Source organism: Rhodococcus sp. 852002-51564_SCH6189132-a, assembly GCF_001665495.1.
GTDB lineage: Bacteria > Actinomycetota > Actinomycetes > Mycobacteriales > Mycobacteriaceae > Rhodococcus > Rhodococcus pyridinivorans.
In genome coordinates, this window is the sequence record NZ_LZMJ01000085.1 from 13,009 (window position 1) to 29,982 (window position 16,974).

Below are 16,974 nucleotides of genomic sequence, written 5' to 3' on the forward strand. Positions count from 1 at the left end.
CGGGTATGGGCCGGAACCGCAGCCGCCGCAGGCATCGCGCTCGTGACGTACGTGGTGGTGGGCACGCTGGTGGCGGACGGGTTCGATCGTGATCCCGGCATCGGCACCTTGCTCCGCGACGCGCCGCGCCGGCTCCTTCCACCGGTCTACCTCCAGCTCTTCGAGCCTCCCGTGATGCCCCTCGACACCGCCGCCACCCTGTTGTTCGAGTGGATCGGCGTGATCGTCTGGGTCGCCTTCTGCGTGCTCCTGTGGCGCAGCTTCCTCGTGCCCCCTGCCGGGTCGACCTCGGCGACGAGCAGCGGGTGCGAGAACTCCTGCACGACCCGGGCGGCGGATCGATGTCGTGGATGACCACCTGGGCGGGGAATCGGTACTGGTTCGGCACCGACGGCAGGCACGCCGTGGCGTATCGGGTCCACTCGGGTGTCGCCCTGACGGCGACGGATCCGATCGGTGAGCGCGCCTCGATGACCGAGACGATCGACGAGTTCGCGGCGTACTGCCTCGGCAACGGATGGACACCGTGCCTGTACTCGGTGGGCGAGGAGACGGCGACGATCGCCCGGGACCACGGTTGGACCTGTTTGCAGGTGGGTGAGGAGACCGTCGTCGATCTCGCGGACCTCGCCTTCAAGGGCAAGAAGTTCCAGGACGTCCGCACCGCCCTCAACCGTGCTGCCAAGGACGGGATCGAAGCGCGATGGACGACCTTCGCCGCCGCGCCGCTGTCGGTGACCGAGCAGATCGTCGACATCTCCGAGGAATGGGTGGCCGACAAGGGACTGCCCGAGATGGGGTTCACGCTCGGAGGAGTCGCCGAACTGCGCGATCCCGAAGTCCGGTTGCTGCTCGCGGTCGACGCGAACGACCACGTCCATGCGATCACGTCGTGGATGCCGGTCCACCGGGACGGGAAGGTGGTCGGGCTGACGCTGGACTTCATGCGGCGACGTTCGGACGGCTTCCGGCCGGCCATGGAATTCCTCATCGCGTCCGCGGCACGGTCCGACGCCGACGAGGGCCTCGAATTCCTGAGCTTGTCGGGGGCGCCCCTCGCGAGTATGGACGGTGGGTCCGGACTCGACCGAGGAGCCCTCGACGCCCTGCTCGATCTGCTCGGCCGCACGCTCGAACCGGTATACGGATTCCGCTCGCTGCTGGCGTTCAAGGCGAAGTTCCAGCCCCGTTACCGCCCGCTGTACATGGTGTTCCCGGACCCGGCGGCGCTGCCGACCATCGGGATCGCGGTCGGTCGTGCCTATCTTCCCCACATGTCCCTGGAGGAAGGCGGACGCCTGGTCACGCACCTGCTGCGCCGATGACGGTCGCTCACGCACCCGTTGCGCCGATGACGGTTGCTCACGCACCCGTTGCGCTGGTGACGGTGGAACTCTCTCGGAAACGGGAGACCGCCACCAGTCCCACCAAGAGTAAGACCACCGGGAGCAACACCGCATTGCCCATCGCGGCACCGAACCCGAGCGTCCCCTCACCCATCTGCATCACCGCACCGAGGGCGGCCGCACCGAGTACCGCACCGACCTGCCGGGCGGTGTTGTACACACCCGATCCGGCGCCTACGAGGTCACCGGGCAGGTCGCGCAACGCGATCGTCGAGTTCGGGGCCCAGCACAACGAGTTCGCGAAACCGAGCAGCACGATCGGGATCAGGAGCCAGCCGACGGTGGCCTCGAGATGCATCGCCACACCGAACGACAGCATCGCCGCGATCATCGCGGAGAAACCGATCCGGGAGATCCGGCCCGGCGCGACCCGATCGGTGACCCGCCCGATCAAGGGCGCCATGATCACCGAGATCACGCCCATCGGTACCAGCATCAGACCTGCGACCTGCGCGGACAGTCCCTGACCCACCTGCAGGTAGAGCATGATCGGCAGGTTCACGGCGTAGACCGTGAAACCCAGCGTCGCCACGGCGGTCACCCCGAGGGTGAAGTTGCGGCGGGTGAACAACCCGAGCGGGGCCAGCGCCTCGGTGCCGCGGGCCACCGCGGTCCGCTGCAGACGCACGAACACCCCGAACGCCACGATCCCGATACCGAGGACGACCCACACCCACACGGTCCAGCCGGCATCGGGACCCTGCTGCAGGGAGAAGATCACGCCGGTGACCGCGACCAGCGAGACGACGGCGCTCAGCACGTCGATGCGACGCGCCCCGGTCGGCAGTTTCGGCACGTACCGCGCGACCATCACCAGAGAGATCAGGCCCAGCGGGATGTAGACGAAGAAGACCCACCGCCACCCACCGGTACCGACGAGCACCCCACCGAGGACGGGCCCGAACAGACCCGCCGAGCTGGCCACCGCGCTCCACACACCGGTGGCCGCACCGCGCCGGTCGTGCGCGAAGATCCGGTGGATGATGCTCAGCGGTTGCGGGTTGATCAGCGACCCGCCGAGCCCCTGCACCGCACGCAGCGCGATCAGCCACTCGATCGTCGGAGCCATCGAGCACGCGAAGGCCGCGGCCGTGAAGATCGCCATGCCCACCAGGTAGACGTTGCGCTGACCGAAACGGTCGCCGAGACGACCGGTGACCAGCAGCGGCACCGCGAAGGTCAGCAGATAGGCCGCCGACACCCACACCACCTGGTTGATGCTCGCGTCCAGATCCTCGCGGATACGCGGCAGCGACACCGCGACGAGCGATTGGTCGAGCAGGGTGATGAACAGACCCACGCACAGGGCCGCCAGTGCGCGCCAGGCCCGCGGCTCGGGGATCGGGGCAGCGCTGCGTCCAGCAGCCGACGCACTCACTCCTCGACCGTGATCTCCACGGCGTCGTCGTAGAAGCACACGTATCCCTCGATGGGCTCCATGCCGGGGAACGGCTCGGGATACGACCATGCGACGTTCTCGGCAGGCGGTGTGCCGGAGAACGACCAGTATCGAGCGGCGCCCTTGTAGGGGCAGCTCGTCCGCCACTCGGATTCCTCGAGCACCGAGAAGTCGACGTCCTCGGGAGGGAGGTAGTAGCGGGTCGGGAGGCCGGTCTCGAACACGAGTACGGGGTTGCGGGTCTCGGCGACCACGACGTCGCCGATGGTCACCCGCACGTGCCGGGAGCTGCGCAGGGCGTCGACGCGGTGATAGGGATCGCGTGGATGGGTGAACACTTCGGTCTCCTCCTCGAACCACCGTTCGCCCTCGTCGACGTCGTCGCCCGGCCCGGTCTCGCCCCACCGGAACCACTGGAAGACGAGACGGTCGTCGAGACCGTCGACGTCGAGCTGGCAGACCGGTGAATAGGCCCGATGGTCGCGGACGACGATGTCGTACCACTGCCAGACGTCCTGCCGGGAGCGGCTCGGTGACAGGGAGGCCGCGATCAGGTCGAGCCGGACGTCCTCGCGGGGGAAGGCATAGAACGGAACGGGCTTGCCGGGTGCCCACACCAGCACGGCCCGGGTGCTGTCGACCACCGTCCGGCCGAACCACTCACCTCTGATCCTGCGATCGACGGGTTCGTAGAGGTAGTCGTCGGTCTCCGACGGCCGTCGGAGTACAGCGGTCTTGCGGGCAGCCATACCTCGACCGTATCGCGCCCGTCCAGGGCCGGGACGAATCCGCAGACCCGACCCATCCGCTCGACGACGGGCTCCGAATACGGGGAGAGACGGCGTGAGGGCCGTCACCCGAACCGACCGACACGAACCACTACGCACGCCCACGCCGCTCAGGCGACGACCAGAGGAACACCGATCATGCCCAACTACGAAGCCCGGCAGAACGAGAATCGGCACCCGTACCCGTCCGTGGGTTTCCTCCAGCTGTTCATGGAAGCGCGCACGCGCACCGAGCAGACGACCCCGCGCGCGCAGGTAGGCAAGGCGTGAGGTCGGTCGGCGGCTCCGTCGAGTCCGTCGTCGTGGTGGGTGCGGGCCTCGCGGGACTGTCCGCGGCGCTCCACCTCACCGGTGCCGGCAAGCGCGTCACCGTCCTCGAACGCGAGAACACGGTCGGTGGTCGCGTGGGAACGTACCCGGTGTTCGAGGACGGGCGGCATCTCTACGACATCGACAACGGCGCCAGTGTGCTGACGATGCCGAACCTCATCGCCGACGCGCTCGCGGCCGTCGGAGAATCCTTCGACTCGACCATCCCGGCGCTCGACCTCACCCCGCTCGCACCCGGCTACCACGCGCGCTTCGCCGACGGCACCGCCCTGAACGTGTACTCCGATCCGGACGAGATGACCGCCGAGATCGCGCGCGTGTGCGGTTCCGAGGAGGCCGGCGGATATCGGCGGCTGCGCCGCTGGCTCGCGTCGATCTTCGACGCCGAGTTCGACCGCTACATCGACTCCAACTTCGATTCGCCGCTCGACCTCGTGTCGACACCCGCGGCGCTGCGCGACACCGCCAACCTCGTCCGGCTCGGCGGCTTCGGCCGGCTCGGATCGCGCGTCGGGTCGTTCATCCGGGACGACCGGCTCCGGCGAATCTTCACCTTCCAGGCCCTGTACGCGGGCACCGCACCGTCGACGGCCCTGGCGGTCTACGGCGCCATCGCCCACATGGACACCTCGCTCGGCGTCTACTTTCCGAAGGGCGGCATGTCCACCATCGCCGCCGCGATGGTCGATGCGCTCGTCCGCAACGGCGGCACCGTGCACACCGGGGTCGAGGTGTCGGAACTCCGCGTCGACGGCGGCCGCGCGAAGAGCGTGCGTTCCGCGGACGGCCGAGAGTTCGCCGCCGACGCCGTCGTCCTCACCGTGGACCTGCCCGTGGTCGACGACCTGCTGCTGCGCGCCGGGGTCCCGCCGCGCCGCCGCGCCCGCAGCGCCACCGTCGCGTCGCCCTCGGCCGTCGTCTTCCACGGCACGGTACCCACCGAGGTGACACAGGCCTGGCCGGAGTCCCACCACACCATCGATTTCGGTGAGGAGTGGGCGGAGACCTTCGCGCGGATCACCGCCCCGTGCGGCCGCGGCCGGTTGATGGCCGATCCGTCCCTGCTCATCACGCGACCTGCCGTGACCGATCCGTCCCTGCGGGTCGTGCGCGGCGGTGTCGAGTGCGAACCGGTCTCGGTGCTGGCGCCGTGCCCGAATCTCGCTGCCGCACCCCTCGATTGGGGCCGACTCGGCAGGCCGTACATGCGGGAGATCCAGCAGGTCCTCGAGCAGCGCGGCTATCGGGGACTCGCGAGTTCGATGCGAGTCGACCACATCGACACCCCGCGGACCTGGGCCGACAAGGGCATGCTCGACGGCAGCCCCTTCTCGGCGGCGCACCTGTTCCGGCAGACAGGGCCCTTCCGCCGCCCGAACCTCGTGCACGGCGTCGACAATGTCGTCCTCGCCGGGTCGGGTACCACGCCGGGTGTCGGCGTCCCGACCGTGATCATCTCCGGACGTCTTGCCGCAGAACGTATCTCCGGTGGCGCGACTGCCGGGCTCACGACGATGTCGATTCCGATGGAAGCAGGTGCGGTTGCCCATGGGTGAACTCGACGGGATCGATCCCGATCTGCACGAGGCGTATCAACTGTGCCGTGAGCTCAACCGGCGCCATGGCAAGACCTACTTCCTCGCGACCCGCATCTTCCCGGCGTCCAAACGGGCCGGGGTGCACGCCCTCTACGGTTTCGCGCGGATGGTCGACGACATCGTCGACGTGAAACCGGTCGACGCGGCACCGGTTCTCGACGCGCTCGAACGCCGTCTGTCCGACGCGCTCGGGGGCAGGCCGCCGACCTACGACGAATTCGGTCTCGTGCTGCGGGCCCTCGTCGACACCACGCAGCGGTACGACATCCCGCACGAGTACTACTACGCCTTCCTGCGGTCGATGCGGATGGACATCCCCGGCACCGAACTGTTCCGGTCGCGGTACCGCACGATGGACGAACTGTCGGAGTACATGTACGGCTCGGCCGCCGTCATCGGGCTGCAGATGCTGCCCATCCTCGGGATCGAGGGCGAACGCGAACAGGCCGAGGCTCCCGCCGCCGCACTCGGTGAGGCCTTCCAGCTCACCAACTTCATCCGCGACATGGGTGAGGACCTCGACCGCGACCGCATCTACCTGCCCGCCGACATCCTCGCCGCCTTCGACGTGGACGAGGACCTGCTGTGGCACTGCCGCCGGACCGGACAGCGCGACGTGCGGTTCGAACGCGCCCTCGCGCACCTGATCGCGCACACCCGCTCGATCTACCGTGTGGCCGAACCGGGCATCGACCTGCTCGACCCGAAGGTGCGTCCCGCGATGCGGACCGCCTTCGTCCTCTACGGCGACATCCTGCGGGCGGTGGAGGAGAGCGGATACCGGGTACTCCACCAGCGCGCACGCGTGTCGCGGCGCCGGCGGTTGTCGGTGGCGGCACCGCGGCTGGCCTCGGCCGGTTGGACCACGCTGCGTTCACGGTCGAGACTGGGGATGCCCACCGCGCCGCTCGGCCGGTGAGGCCCGACCGGCCGAGCCGGCATTCGGACACGAATACAGAACAGGACATCACATGGAACAGGTCGTGCTGCTCGACGACGCAGGCCGCGCGGTCGGGATCGAGCCGAAGGCCACGGTGCACACCACCGACACCCCGCTGCACCTCGCCTTCTCGTCGTACGTCTTCGACCACCACGGCAACGTTCTGCTCACCCGGCGCGCCCTGGACAAGTCGACCTTCCCCGGTGTCCTGACGAACAGCTGCTGCGGTCATCCGGCGCCCGACGAGCCGCTCATCGAGGCCGTGCGCCGCCGGCTGCGTCAGGAACTCGGGCTCGACGCGCACGACATCGAGGTCGTCCTGCCGTCCTTCCGCTACCGGGCGGTGATGGACAACGGCATCGTCGAGAACGAGATCTGCCCGGTCTTCCGCGTGCTCTACGACGGGCCGGCGCCCACCCCCGAACCGTCGGAGGTGCACGACACCGAATGGGCCGACTGGACGGAGTTCTCCGAGGACGTCGTCGAGGGACGCCGTGAGGTGTCGGTGTGGTGCCGCGAGCAGGTGGAGCAGCTCCGCACGCTCGGCCCCGATCCGCTGCACTGGCCCGTGGCGTCCACCGCGGATCTGCCGCACGCCGCGCCCGAGCGCCTTTGGGGACGCGCCGCGCCCGAGCGACGATAGGGCCTCACCCGGCGACCGGGACGTTAACGTCGACCCTGTGATCGACCCGACCGTCCTGATCCCCACGATCATCGGCATCCTCGCCCTCGCCGTGATCTCGTCGGCGGTGCTGTGGGCGTTCCGGGTCCCGCACCGATTCGCGCCCGTCGGTGCCATCGCCCGCGGCGCGGTGCAACTCGCGCTCATCAGCGTCGTGCTCTCCGGCGTCATCACCGACGCCCGGTGGGTCGCGGTGGTGCTCGTCGTGATGTTCACCGTCGCGTGGTGGACGGCCTGCCGACGCATCGGGAGCGAGGCCGTCGTGCGCGGGGTGACGGCCGCCGCGATGCTGACCGGCGTGCTCGTCTCGGCGGGCATCGTCTTCGCGACCGGCGCGGTGGAGGCCACCCCGCGCTACGCGCTCGCGCTCGGCGGCATCATCATCGGCAACACCATGACGGTCGCGGCCCTCGCCGGTCGCCGCTTCCACGAAACCGTCGACGACCATTGGCCCGAGGTGGAGGGCTGGCTCGCACTCGGCGCGACGATGCGGCAGGCGACACTCTCACCCGCACGCTTCGCCGTGCACGCGGCGATGATCCCGTCGACCGACCAGACGAAGACGACCGGTCTGGTGACGCTGCCCGGGGCGTTCGTCGGCGCGATCTTCGGCGGGTTGTCGCCGGTGGAGGCCGGACGGTTCCAGGTGGTCGTGCTCGCCGCGATCATGGCGACGGCGTCGATCACGTCCGTGCTGATGGCGCTCGGTCTCGGTCGCGCCCTGCGCTACCGTCCCGTGGTCGTTGCGTGAGACGGCGGTCTGCGGTGCGGGTGCCGACCGGAGTAGGAGTTGATACAACCGCTGCCGAGGGAAGGATCGTCGATGTTGCTCGTAGCCAACCGGGGTGAGATCGCGTTGCGTGTCGTCCGCACGGCCGGGGACCTCGGACTCGACACCGTCGCCGTCCACGCCGCGGACGACGCCGACGCTCCGCACGTCCGCGCCGCCACGCGAGCCGAGGCCCTACCGGAGTCCGGTCCCTCGGCCTATCTCGACCCCGGGGCGATCATCGGGGTCGCCCGAGCGACCGGATGCACGCTCGTGCATCCCGGTTACGGATTCCTCAGCGAGAACGCCGCCTTCGCGCAGGCCTGTGCGGACGCCGGACTCACCTTCGTCGGGCCGTCCCCGGAAGCACTGCGCGTCCTCGGCGACAAGCGGGCCGCCCGCTCGGTGGCGGAGGAACTCGGCATCCCGGTGACCGCTGCCGTCGAGACGACGGATCCGGAGTCCGTGCGGGCCTTCCTGCGCGACCGTCCGGGCGGGATCGTCGTCAAGGCACTGTCGGGTGGTGGCGGTCGCGGCATGCGCGTGGTCCGCGATGCTGCCGATCTCGACGAGGCGCTCCGGCTCGCCGCCGCCGAAGCACACGCCGCCTTCGACGACGACCGGCTGTACGCCGAGGCGCTCGTCGAGCGTGCCCGCCACGTCGAGGTGCAGGTCGTGGCCGCCGAGTCGGGGTCGGGTACCCGCGCGGTGGCGTTGGGCGATCGCGACTGCAGCGTGCAGCGCCGGCACCAGAAGCTCGTGGAGATCGCACCCGCGCCCGACCTGCCCGACGCCCTGCGGGAGGCGCTGCACGGCGCGGCGGTCCGGCTGATCGGGCAGGTCGGGTGCCACGGGCTGTCCACCGTCGAATTCCTCGTCCACGACGACGGTTTCGTGTTCCTCGAGGTCAACCCCCGGATCCAGGTGGAGCACACCGTCACCGAGGAGGTGACCGGCGTCGACCTCGTGGCGACCCAGCTCGCGATCGCTCGCGGGACGGGATTCGACGAACTCGGTCTCCCGAAAGGAATCACTTTCGACGGCAAGAAGATCAGCGGACGTCCTGCGGCGGCGCAGGGCATCGCGGTGCAGGTGCGCGTCAACGCCGAGACGCCGCGCCCCGACGGGATCGCCCTGCCCACAGCCGGGACGCTCACCGCGTTCACGCCACCCACCGGACCGGGCATCCGCGTCGACACCCACGGCCGGCCCGGCCTCGAGGTGACCGGACGTTACGACTCGCTGCTCGCCAAGGTCGTCGCGTACGTGCGTTCCGGCGATCGCGCGGCCGTGCTGCGCAAGGCGTCGACGGCACTCGGCGAGTTCATCGTCGACGGTGTCGGCACCAACCGCGACCTCCTGCAGAAGATACTGGACGACAAGGAGTTCCGGTCCGGCAATGTCCGCACCACGTGGCTGGGGGAGCGGCTCGTGGATTTCGTCGACACCGCCCCGACCGCACCGGTGGAGTACACGGATCTGCGCGCCGACGAACAGGCGGTGCACGCCGAGATGGTCGGCACGGTCGTGGAGATCGCTCGCGCGGGCGACACCGTTCCGGCCGGTGCGCCGCTCGCCGTGCTCGATGCGATGAAGATGCAGCACGAGATCCGGGCACCGGGCAGTGCCGTGGTCGAACGTGTGCTCGTCGAGCCGGGACGCACCGTCGAGCCGGGCACCGTGCTCGCGGTGGTCCGCGTGCTCGACACGGACACCGCGACGGACGACATCGCCGCGGCCGACCTCGACGCCGACCGTGCCGACCTCGACGAGATCCGCCGCAGGCACGAGGTCACCACCGATGCGGCGCGGCCCGAGATCGTGGCGAAGCGGCACGGGCGGGGCCGGCGCACGGCGCGCGAGAACATCGCCGACCTCGTCGATGACGGTAGCTTCGTCGAATACGGACCGCTCGTCCTCGCCGCCCAGCGCGGCCGCCGCAGCGAGGAGGACCTGATCGCGAACACCCCGGCGGACGGACTTGTCGGCGGCACCGCACGGATCGGCGGGGCCGAGGTGGTCGTGATGTCCTACGACTACACCGTCCTCGCAGGTACCCAGGGCCGCAACAACCACCGCAAGACCGATCGGCTGCTCGAACTCGCCGCCCGGCGGCGGGTGCCACTCGTGCTGTTCGCCGAGGGTGGTGGCGGTCGACCCGGGGACGTCGACGCCGGTTCCGGTGCGGGCCTCGACCTGCCCACCTTCCGCTCGATGGCGTCGCTGCGCGGACGCGTGCCCACCGTCGCGGTCGTCTCCGGCCGCTGCTTCGCGGGCAACGCCGCGCTCGCCGGGGTGTGCGACGTGCTCATCGCGACCCCCGACGCCAACATCGGCATGGGCGGCCCCGCGATGATCGAGGGCGGAGGACTCGGCGTGCACCGCCCCGAGGACATCGGGCCGATCGACGTGCAACGCCGCAACGGCGTCGTGCACGTCGCGGCGCGCGACGAGGCGCACGCCGTGGACGTCGCCCGGCGATATCTCGCGTACTTCACCGCGCCGCACGAGGACCGGCAGGCACCAGACCCGCGTCTCGCGCGACATGTGGTGCCGGAGAACCGTCTCCGCGCCTACGACGTGCGGTCGGCGATCGACGCGATCGCCGACCTCGGATCGGTGCTCGAACTGCGCCCGAACTACGGCGTCGGCATCGTCACCGCCCTGATGCGCGTCGAAGGCGCCTCCTACGGCGTGCTCGCCAACAGCAGCGCCCACCTCGGTGGGGCGATCGATGCCGAGGCCGCCGACAAGGCCGCGGACTTCCTGGAACTGTGCGAATCGCACCGGCTGCCCGTGGTGAGTCTGTGCGACACACCGGGATTCATGGTCGGACCGGAATCGGAGAAGGACGCCACCGTGCGCCGCTTCGGGCGCTTCTTCGTCGCCGGCGCACGCCTGACGGTCCCGTTCGGCATGATCATCCTCCGCAAGGGCTACGGCCTCGGCGCGATGGCGATGGCCGGCGGATCTTTCCACGCACCCGAGTTCACCGTCGCGTGGCCGACGGGGGAGATCGGCGGAATGGGACTCGAAGGGGCCGTGCGTCTCGGATTCCGCAAGGAACTCGACGCCGCGGAGACACCCCGGGAGCGCGAGGAGCTGTTCGGCCGGCTCGTCGCCCTCGCCTACCAGCAGGGCAAGGCCCTGCAAGCGGCGACGAGCTTCGAACTCGACGACGTCATCGACCCCGCCGACAGCCGCGCCTGGATCGAGCGACTGGTGCAACCGCGGTGAAGCCGGGTATGCGACAGCCATGGTGACCTATCCCGGCGCACAGGAGTACGTACCCGACAGCCGCGACCTCGCCGAACTCGCCGCCGCGTCCGCGGGATGCCGGGGATGCGATCTCTACAAGGCCGCCGAGCGGACGGTCTTCGGGGCAGGGGTGCGCGACGCACGCATGCTCTTCGTCGGCGAACAACCGGGCAACGAGGAGGACCTCGCGGGAGAACCGTTCGTCGGGCCCGCGGGGCACCTGTTCGACAAGGCCCTCGAACGCGCGGGCATCGATCGCGGGACGGTGTACGTGACCAACGCCGTCAAGCATTTCCGCTTCGACCGGTCCGCCAACGGCCGCAGACGCATCCACAAGAAACCGTCGGGTGGGCAGGTCGCGGCGTGCCGGCCGTGGCTCGAGGCCGAACTCGACGCCGTCCGCCCCGACGTGGTGGTGTGCCTCGGAGCCACGGCCGCGCAGTCGCTGCTCGGTAAGGACTTCAAGCTCACGCAGCACCGCGGGGAGGTCCTGCACCTGCCCGAGGAGCTGTGCGGGTCGTGCGATCCGGCGGTGGTCGTCACCGTGCACCCGTCGGCGGTGTTGCGGGCGAAATCGCAGCGCGACGACATGTTCCGCTCGTTCGTGCAGGACCTGGAACGAGCGGCCACGTTGTGACGGCTCAGCCGGTGGTCGCCAATCCGGCCGCGAGCCCGAGCGCCACCGACATCGCGCACACCTCGAGGACGGCGTTGCGCAGCGACTCCTCCTCCGGGAGACGGTGGGACGCGGCAGCGGGGAGCCAGTTGCGCCGCCAGTTCCACGCGAGCCCCAGCAGGGCGCACAGCACGATTGCCTTCGCGAGCACGACGCGTCCGTAGCCGGTGCCCAGCAGCGCGGAGACCGAGCCGAGCCGTACCGCCGCGTCGACCACGCCCGTGATCACCAACGCCACCACGCACCGCAGGGCCAGCTGCGAGTAGCGCGGCAGCAGTTCCGCCCACGCTCCGCGGCCCCGCACGGTGACGGCCAGCGCCACGAGCACCCCGAACCACACCGCGGCCGCGAGCACATGCACGGCGTTGAACAGCGACCCCAGCGGTTGCTGCGCCATGTGGCCGGTGACTGGCCGGGCGATCAACGCGAGCGCCGCGGCGACGAGCACCGGCAGGGTGGACCACGCCGCCGACCGGCGGTACGCCACAGCGGCGACGACGACGATCGCGGCGATGCACACCCATGCCGCCGCATCCACGCGTCCCGTGGTGGTGCCGACGAACTGCCCGAACCGCCCCACATCCAGGTCCGCGGCGGGAACATCGGCCGCGGTGGACGCGGCCCAGGCGAGGTCGATGCTCGCGAGCACGAGCCAGACACCGCCGAGCGTGGCGATCGTCCGCCACAGCGTGTCGGAGGAAACCGCGGGACGGCGTTGCCGCTGCACCATCACGGCCAGGACCGCGAGTCCGAGCACGGTCGAGCCGACACACAGCCCGATCGCCCGCACCGAACTCGAGGGGGCGGGCAGGGCGAGGGAACCGGCCACGGCGATGCCCGCGACGGTTCCGAAGGCAACGCCGGCAGCGGCCACGACGAGCCACTGCCGGCGTTCCGGGATCATGCGGGTCAGGCCTTCGGCTTGCGCAGCGCGAAGGCGAGACCTGCGGCGACCACGACGACACCTGCGACGACGAACCACCACACGGCAGGTCCGCTGCTGTCGCTCTCGCCCGACTCCGCGCCGGTCTCGCCGGTCGCGGTGTCACCGGACGCCGCTTCACCGGGCGTGCCGGTTCCCTCCTGGGTGAGCGTGAAGGTGCGGGTTCCGCTGACGGGATGTCCGTCGGCGGAGGTCACCCGGTAGGCGATCGTGTACTCGCCCACGGGGCCGAGACCGTCTAGTTCGACGGATGCGTTCGCACCCTCGATGATCGGGTCGCTCTTCGACCACAGGTTGCCGTCCGGCCCGACGACGGTCAGAGCCGCGAACTGCTCCTGCAGGTTCTCGTTGAACGTCACGGTCACCCGATCGGGTGCCTCGGCGATCTGCTCGCCGTCCTCGGGCGAGCTCGACAGCACCACCGAGTGGGCGGCTGCGGAACCGACGGACAGGGTCAGCGCCGCGATCAACGCGGTGAGGAGAACGAGGATGCGCTTCATGCCCGCCGCCCCCGGATCACGGCGCCGAGGCCGAGTGCGGCGCCGAGCGCACCGAGCACCAGGCCGATACCGCCGAGCCACCGCGCGGTGCTGTCGGTGGTGTCCTCCGACGCGCCGGCGGTCTGCTCGGTCTCGGTGGCGTGCGCGTCACCACTGCCGCCGTGCCCGTCGCCGCTGCTCGCCGCGAGGGTCAGGCTGGGGGCAGGACGTTCGGGTTCCTCGTCGCCGGTCGTGATCTCGTCCCACGCCACGACCTCGCCGTCGCTGTAGGTCTGGATCGCGGGGAAGGCGACCTCGTCCTCCTCGGGCAGCGGCCCGACGGACAGGACGAACTGCTGGAACTGTCCCGGCCCGACCTGCACGTCCGGTTCGGCGGTCCACGTCACGGAGGTCGCGAGCTGCGACTCGGGATCCTTCTCGACGGTCGCCGTCCAGCCGGGCAGCGGCTCGGTGCGCGCCGAGCGCAGCCCCGGAAGCTCGACGGTGAGGGCGGTCGTGCCGGCGGTCTCGGACTCGGTGGGGACCCGGAAGGTCAGGACGGTGTAACCGCCCTGCTCGGCTCCGGGTGCGACGACGGTGACGTGGGCCGAAGCGATGCCGGCGCCCGCGACCATCAGCGCAGCGGTTGCTGTCGCGCCCACGAGGGCGCGACGGGAGAACTCGAACATGTATGGGTCTTTCTCGTGGTTGGAGGATCGATCGTCACAGCGCAGCCGTGGCGAGCGGTGGTCCTCTCCGCGAGATGGCCGGGGGTGCACGTCCCCACACGAGCCGGTCGGTCGACGAGGTCGGGGCGAGCACGGCGGGCGCGGCGACCCGGGGGCCGCGCAGCAGCACGACCCGCAGCGCGGTGCCGCACGCCGCGTACACGTGGGCCGCGGCGGTGAGCAGCACCGCGCACACGGCGACGGCGAGCATGTGGGCGCCCAGCATGGACACCGACAGATGTTCGTGACCGGGCACCAGCACGGTGAGCGCGACGTGCGTGGCCGCCTGCCCACCGGCGAGGAGCACGAGCGGGGACAGCGACGGCTGGTGCGCGCCGAGGATCCCGACGATCGCCGCGACCGCGACCAGCAGTACCGCGACCGGTCCCGTCGGCACACCACCGCCGGCGGCGCCGTGGGCGGCCACCGCCAGCACCGCGGTGGCGATGCCCGCGGTGGTGCCGAGAACGGTCGGATACCTGGTCACTGTCGGTCGTGCTCGTTCCTGATGTGCAGGCCGCGTCAGCGCACGCCGAGGCGCGCGAGCAGATCCGCTTCGATGCCGTCGAGTTCCGACGAGATCGCCGCGTGTGCCGACTTCCGGCGCGCGGCCGGCATCTGCTCGGCCGTCTGCACGGCGGCAGTCAGATCGGTGAGACGTTCGCGGGTCGCGGTGGCGAACTTCTGCGTCTCCGCGTCCTTGGGGTTGCGCTGCTCGACCTTCGCGAGCGACTGCTCCGCACCCGCGATGCGGGCACTGAGCCGGGCACCGTGACCGGTGAACGAACCCAGTTCCTCGATCGGCACCCCGAGCTGCTGCGCGCGACGCGAGTCGAGCTGACCGCGCAGCGCCGTCACGGCCTGGTAGACGATCGGGACGAGCACCGGCGCGAGCAGACGCGCGACGCCGAGATAACGGCGCACCTTCGCCGCGGTGAGCCCCTGGTTCTCGGCGGCCTTCTTCTGTGCCTTGAGGGTCGCGATCTGTTCCTTCTCGACCTTGGCTTGCGACCTCGCGAGTTCCTGGTCGAGCTTGACCTGCGACTTCGCGAGTTTCTTGTCGATCTTCGCCTTGGCCTTCGCTGCCCGCCGGTCGTTCTCGAGCCGATTCTTCGCGACCAGTCTGGCCTCGATCTTCGCCTTGGTCCTCAGCGCCTTCGCTTCCGCCCTGCGAGTCGCGCGACGCTTCCGTGTGAACAACCCCATCGAACAGCACCCTCCATTCGGTACGACACGACGCTCCGGCGCCCCGCGTCAGCCTAACGTGACGGTGCTGCTGCGAGCCGTCGCCTGTGCAGGGAATACCCTGGAATGTCGTGGACGCAACCGGAGAACTACCGCGGCCCCGACGCGGAGTGTCACAGCGCACAGCCGTCTCCCTCGAGGCCGCTGCGCTGACGAGGTGCCGCCACCGGGTCTATCTCGACGCCACCTTCCCCGACGAACTCGCAGATGCACCCGAGAATCCGGGTGCGCGGCAACGCCAGGAGGCGGCGGCTGCGCATCGCGAGGCGATCCGCCAGACGCTGTTCGACGCCGACCCGGACGGGTGGGTGCTCGTCGCCCCCGAAGGACCGATGTCGCAGCGCGCCGAGCGCACACTCGACGCGTGCCGCGCGGGCGCCGACCGCATCTGGGGTGCGGTGCTGCCGAGCGAACCCGACACCGGACGCCGCGGCCGCTCGGAGATCCTGCTGCGCGACGCCGAACACGGCGGCTACATCCCGGTGATCGTCGTCAACCACAAGGTCACCGATCCCGGACACGGCGCGCTCACCACCGATCTGTTCGCGTGGGCACCCGCTGTCGACGAGACCCGCAAGGTGCGCAGTCAGGTGCGCGACCAGATGCGCCTCGCGCACCTGTACCGGATGCTCGAACGTCACGGACTTGCGAGCCCCGCGAAGGTCGCCGGCGCGATCGGCTACGGCGGCGACTGCATCCTCGTGCACGATCTCGACCAGATCCTCGACGACTACGACGCCCGCCTGGCGGACCGACTCGAGATCGCGCGGGGTCTCACTCCGACGGCGCCGTCGCAGATCGGCGAGTGCAAGACCTGCCCGTGGTGGGACCGCTGCCGCGCCGAACTCACCGTCACCCGGGATGTGTCGCTCGTCGCGCCGGGGCAACGTGCCGCCGTGCTGCGCGAACTCGAGGTGCACACCATCGACGGCCTCGCCCGGTGGGAGGGCGGGGAACCGGAAGCGTGGCCGCAGGGTTCGTTCGAGGACGCGATCGTCACGGCGCGGGCGTGGATCGCCGGTGCGCCGCTCGTGCGTCGCTACCGGCACGTGCACGTCCACCGCGCCGACGTCGAGGTCGACATCGACATGGAGAGCTACCACGAGCACGGCGCCTATCTGTGGGGCACGCTGCTCAATTCGAGATCGTCCTCCGAGTACATCCCGTTCGCGACGTGGGAGCCCGTGCCGACCGACGACGAGGCACGCTCGTTCGCCGAGTTCTGGCGCTGGCTGTCGGACCAGCGGCGCGCGGCCGAACGTCGCGGGAAGACTTTTGCGGCCTACTGCTATTCGCGGTCGGCGGAGGACAAGTGGTTGCTGTCGTCGGCGCGGCGGTTCCACGGCTTCCCGGGTGTGCCGGAGCTCGCGGAGGTCAAGGCGTTCATCGGTTCGGACGAGTGGGTCGACATCTTCCAGGCCGTCACCGACCAGTTCGTGTGTCCGAACGGCAAGGGGCTGAAGAAGATCGCACCGATCGCGGGGCATCACTGGCGCGACGCCGAGGCCGGGGGTGAGGCGTCGATGAGCTGGTACCGCGAGGCCGTGGGCATGGCGGGCGAGCCCGATCCGGCGCAGCGTGTGCGGTTGCTCGAGTACAACGAGGACGACGTGATCGCCACGAAGGTCCTGCGCGAGTGGATGAGTGATCGTGCGGTGCTCGACATCCCGTTCGTCGAGGACCTGTAGCGCAGAGCATGCCACGTGCGTGATTCCGGTGGCCTCGGCCACCGG

General features: G+C 70.2%; 17 protein-coding genes. 10 read left to right on the top strand and 7 right to left on the bottom strand.

Translation table 11 applies throughout. The features are described 5' to 3' along the window. Positions 1-42: 42 nt before the first annotated feature. Together A5767_RS23840 and A5767_RS23845 are read left to right on the top strand one after the other, a co-directional pair. The gene (locus tag A5767_RS23840; RefSeq protein ID WP_162483968.1) at positions 43-354 is read left to right on the top strand and encodes a hypothetical protein; all 312 of its coding nucleotides are present in this window, start codon (positions 43-45) and stop codon (positions 352-354) included. Next, positions 351-1,325 (top strand): bifunctional lysylphosphatidylglycerol flippase/synthetase MprF, encoded by a 975-nt coding sequence (locus A5767_RS23845; RefSeq protein WP_231913243.1) that lies wholly within the window; start codon positions 351-353, stop codon positions 1,323-1,325. The genes A5767_RS23840 and A5767_RS23845 overlap by 4 nt, the downstream gene beginning before the upstream one ends. A gap of 37 nt (positions 1,326-1,362) precedes the next feature. Here the strand turns inward: A5767_RS23845 and A5767_RS20750 are convergent, their stop codons facing one another. Together A5767_RS20750 and A5767_RS20755 are read right to left on the bottom strand one after the other, a co-directional pair. Next, entirely contained in the window at positions 1,363-2,784 is a 1,422-nt protein-coding gene (locus A5767_RS20750; protein ID WP_064853061.1) for a DHA2 family efflux MFS transporter permease subunit, read from the bottom strand. Continuing rightward, on the bottom strand, positions 2,781-3,554 hold the full coding sequence (locus A5767_RS20755; RefSeq protein WP_006553365.1) for a DUF427 domain-containing protein: 774 nt from the start codon (positions 3,552-3,554) through the stop codon (positions 2,781-2,783). The genes A5767_RS20750 and A5767_RS20755 overlap by 4 nt, the downstream gene beginning before the upstream one ends. Positions 3,555-3,731: 177 nt before the next feature. On the opposite strand from A5767_RS20755, the gene A5767_RS23940 reads away from it, so the two are divergent. The 7 genes from A5767_RS23940 (at position 3,732) to A5767_RS20785 (ending at position 11,807) form a co-directional block, all read left to right on the top strand. Beyond that, positions 3,732-3,863 carry a hypothetical protein gene (locus A5767_RS23940; protein WP_019290392.1) on the top strand — a complete coding sequence of 44 codons (132 nt, stop codon included), beginning with the start codon at positions 3,732-3,734 and terminating at the stop codon, positions 3,861-3,863. Beyond that, positions 3,860-5,479 carry a phytoene desaturase family protein gene (crtI, locus tag A5767_RS20760; protein ID WP_064853062.1) on the top strand — a complete coding sequence of 540 codons (1,620 nt, stop codon included), beginning with the start codon at positions 3,860-3,862 and terminating at the stop codon, positions 5,477-5,479. The genes A5767_RS23940 and crtI overlap by 4 nt, the downstream gene beginning before the upstream one ends. Then, positions 5,472-6,440, top strand: coding sequence for a phytoene/squalene synthase family protein (locus tag A5767_RS20765; protein ID WP_006553367.1), 969 nt, complete (start codon positions 5,472-5,474; stop codon positions 6,438-6,440). Before crtI ends, A5767_RS20765 begins: the two co-directional genes overlap by 8 nt. A gap of 52 nt (positions 6,441-6,492) precedes the next feature. Beyond that, a complete protein-coding gene (gene idi / locus A5767_RS20770; RefSeq protein ID WP_064853063.1) occupies positions 6,493-7,104 on the top strand; it encodes an isopentenyl-diphosphate Delta-isomerase in 612 nt (203 codons plus the stop codon). Between the two features lie 37 nt (positions 7,105-7,141). Beyond that, on the top strand, positions 7,142-7,894 hold the full coding sequence (locus A5767_RS20775) for an ABC transporter permease (RefSeq protein ID WP_039583619.1): 753 nt from the start codon (positions 7,142-7,144) through the stop codon (positions 7,892-7,894). A 72-nt stretch (positions 7,895-7,966) separates the two neighbouring features. After that, positions 7,967-11,149 carry an acetyl-CoA carboxylase family protein gene (locus A5767_RS20780; RefSeq protein ID WP_064853064.1) on the top strand — a complete coding sequence of 1,061 codons (3,183 nt, stop codon included), beginning with the start codon at positions 7,967-7,969 and terminating at the stop codon, positions 11,147-11,149. Between the two features lie 19 nt (positions 11,150-11,168). Next, positions 11,169-11,807 carry a UdgX family uracil-DNA binding protein gene (locus A5767_RS20785; protein ID WP_006553371.1) on the top strand — a complete coding sequence of 213 codons (639 nt, stop codon included), beginning with the start codon at positions 11,169-11,171 and terminating at the stop codon, positions 11,805-11,807. 4 nt (positions 11,808-11,811) lie between these two features. Here A5767_RS20785 and A5767_RS20790 read toward each other — a convergent pair whose 3' ends face one another. Genes A5767_RS20790 through A5767_RS20810 form a run of 5 tightly spaced genes read right to left on the bottom strand, consistent with a single transcriptional unit; the run spans position 11,812 to position 15,202 of the window. After that, the gene (locus A5767_RS20790; RefSeq protein WP_064060569.1) at positions 11,812-12,750 is read right to left on the bottom strand and encodes a copper resistance D family protein; all 939 of its coding nucleotides are present in this window, start codon (positions 12,748-12,750) and stop codon (positions 11,812-11,814) included. Between the two features lie 5 nt (positions 12,751-12,755). Further along, positions 12,756-13,289, bottom strand: coding sequence for a copper resistance CopC family protein (locus A5767_RS20795; RefSeq protein ID WP_006553373.1), 534 nt, complete (start codon positions 13,287-13,289; stop codon positions 12,756-12,758). Next, positions 13,286-13,957: a YcnI family copper-binding membrane protein gene (locus A5767_RS20800; RefSeq protein WP_024102629.1), complete on the bottom strand. Its 672-nt coding sequence runs from the start codon at positions 13,955-13,957 to the stop codon at positions 13,286-13,288. Before A5767_RS20800 ends, A5767_RS20795 begins: the two co-directional genes overlap by 4 nt. Positions 13,958-13,991: 34 nt before the next feature. After that, positions 13,992-14,483, bottom strand: a complete 492-nt coding sequence (locus A5767_RS20805) for a hypothetical protein (RefSeq protein WP_024102630.1) — start codon at positions 14,481-14,483, stop codon at positions 13,992-13,994. A 35-nt stretch (positions 14,484-14,518) separates the two neighbouring features. Continuing rightward, complete coding sequence (locus A5767_RS20810) at positions 14,519-15,202, bottom strand: DUF6474 family protein (RefSeq protein WP_024102631.1); 684 nt, start codon at positions 15,200-15,202, stop codon at positions 14,519-14,521. A 149-nt stretch (positions 15,203-15,351) separates the two neighbouring features. Here A5767_RS20810 and A5767_RS20815 point away from each other — a divergent pair, with 149 nt between their 5' ends. Further along, positions 15,352-16,929 carry a TM0106 family RecB-like putative nuclease gene (locus tag A5767_RS20815; RefSeq protein WP_033097870.1) on the top strand — a complete coding sequence of 526 codons (1,578 nt, stop codon included), beginning with the start codon at positions 15,352-15,354 and terminating at the stop codon, positions 16,927-16,929. Positions 16,930-16,974: the final 45 nt, after the last annotated feature.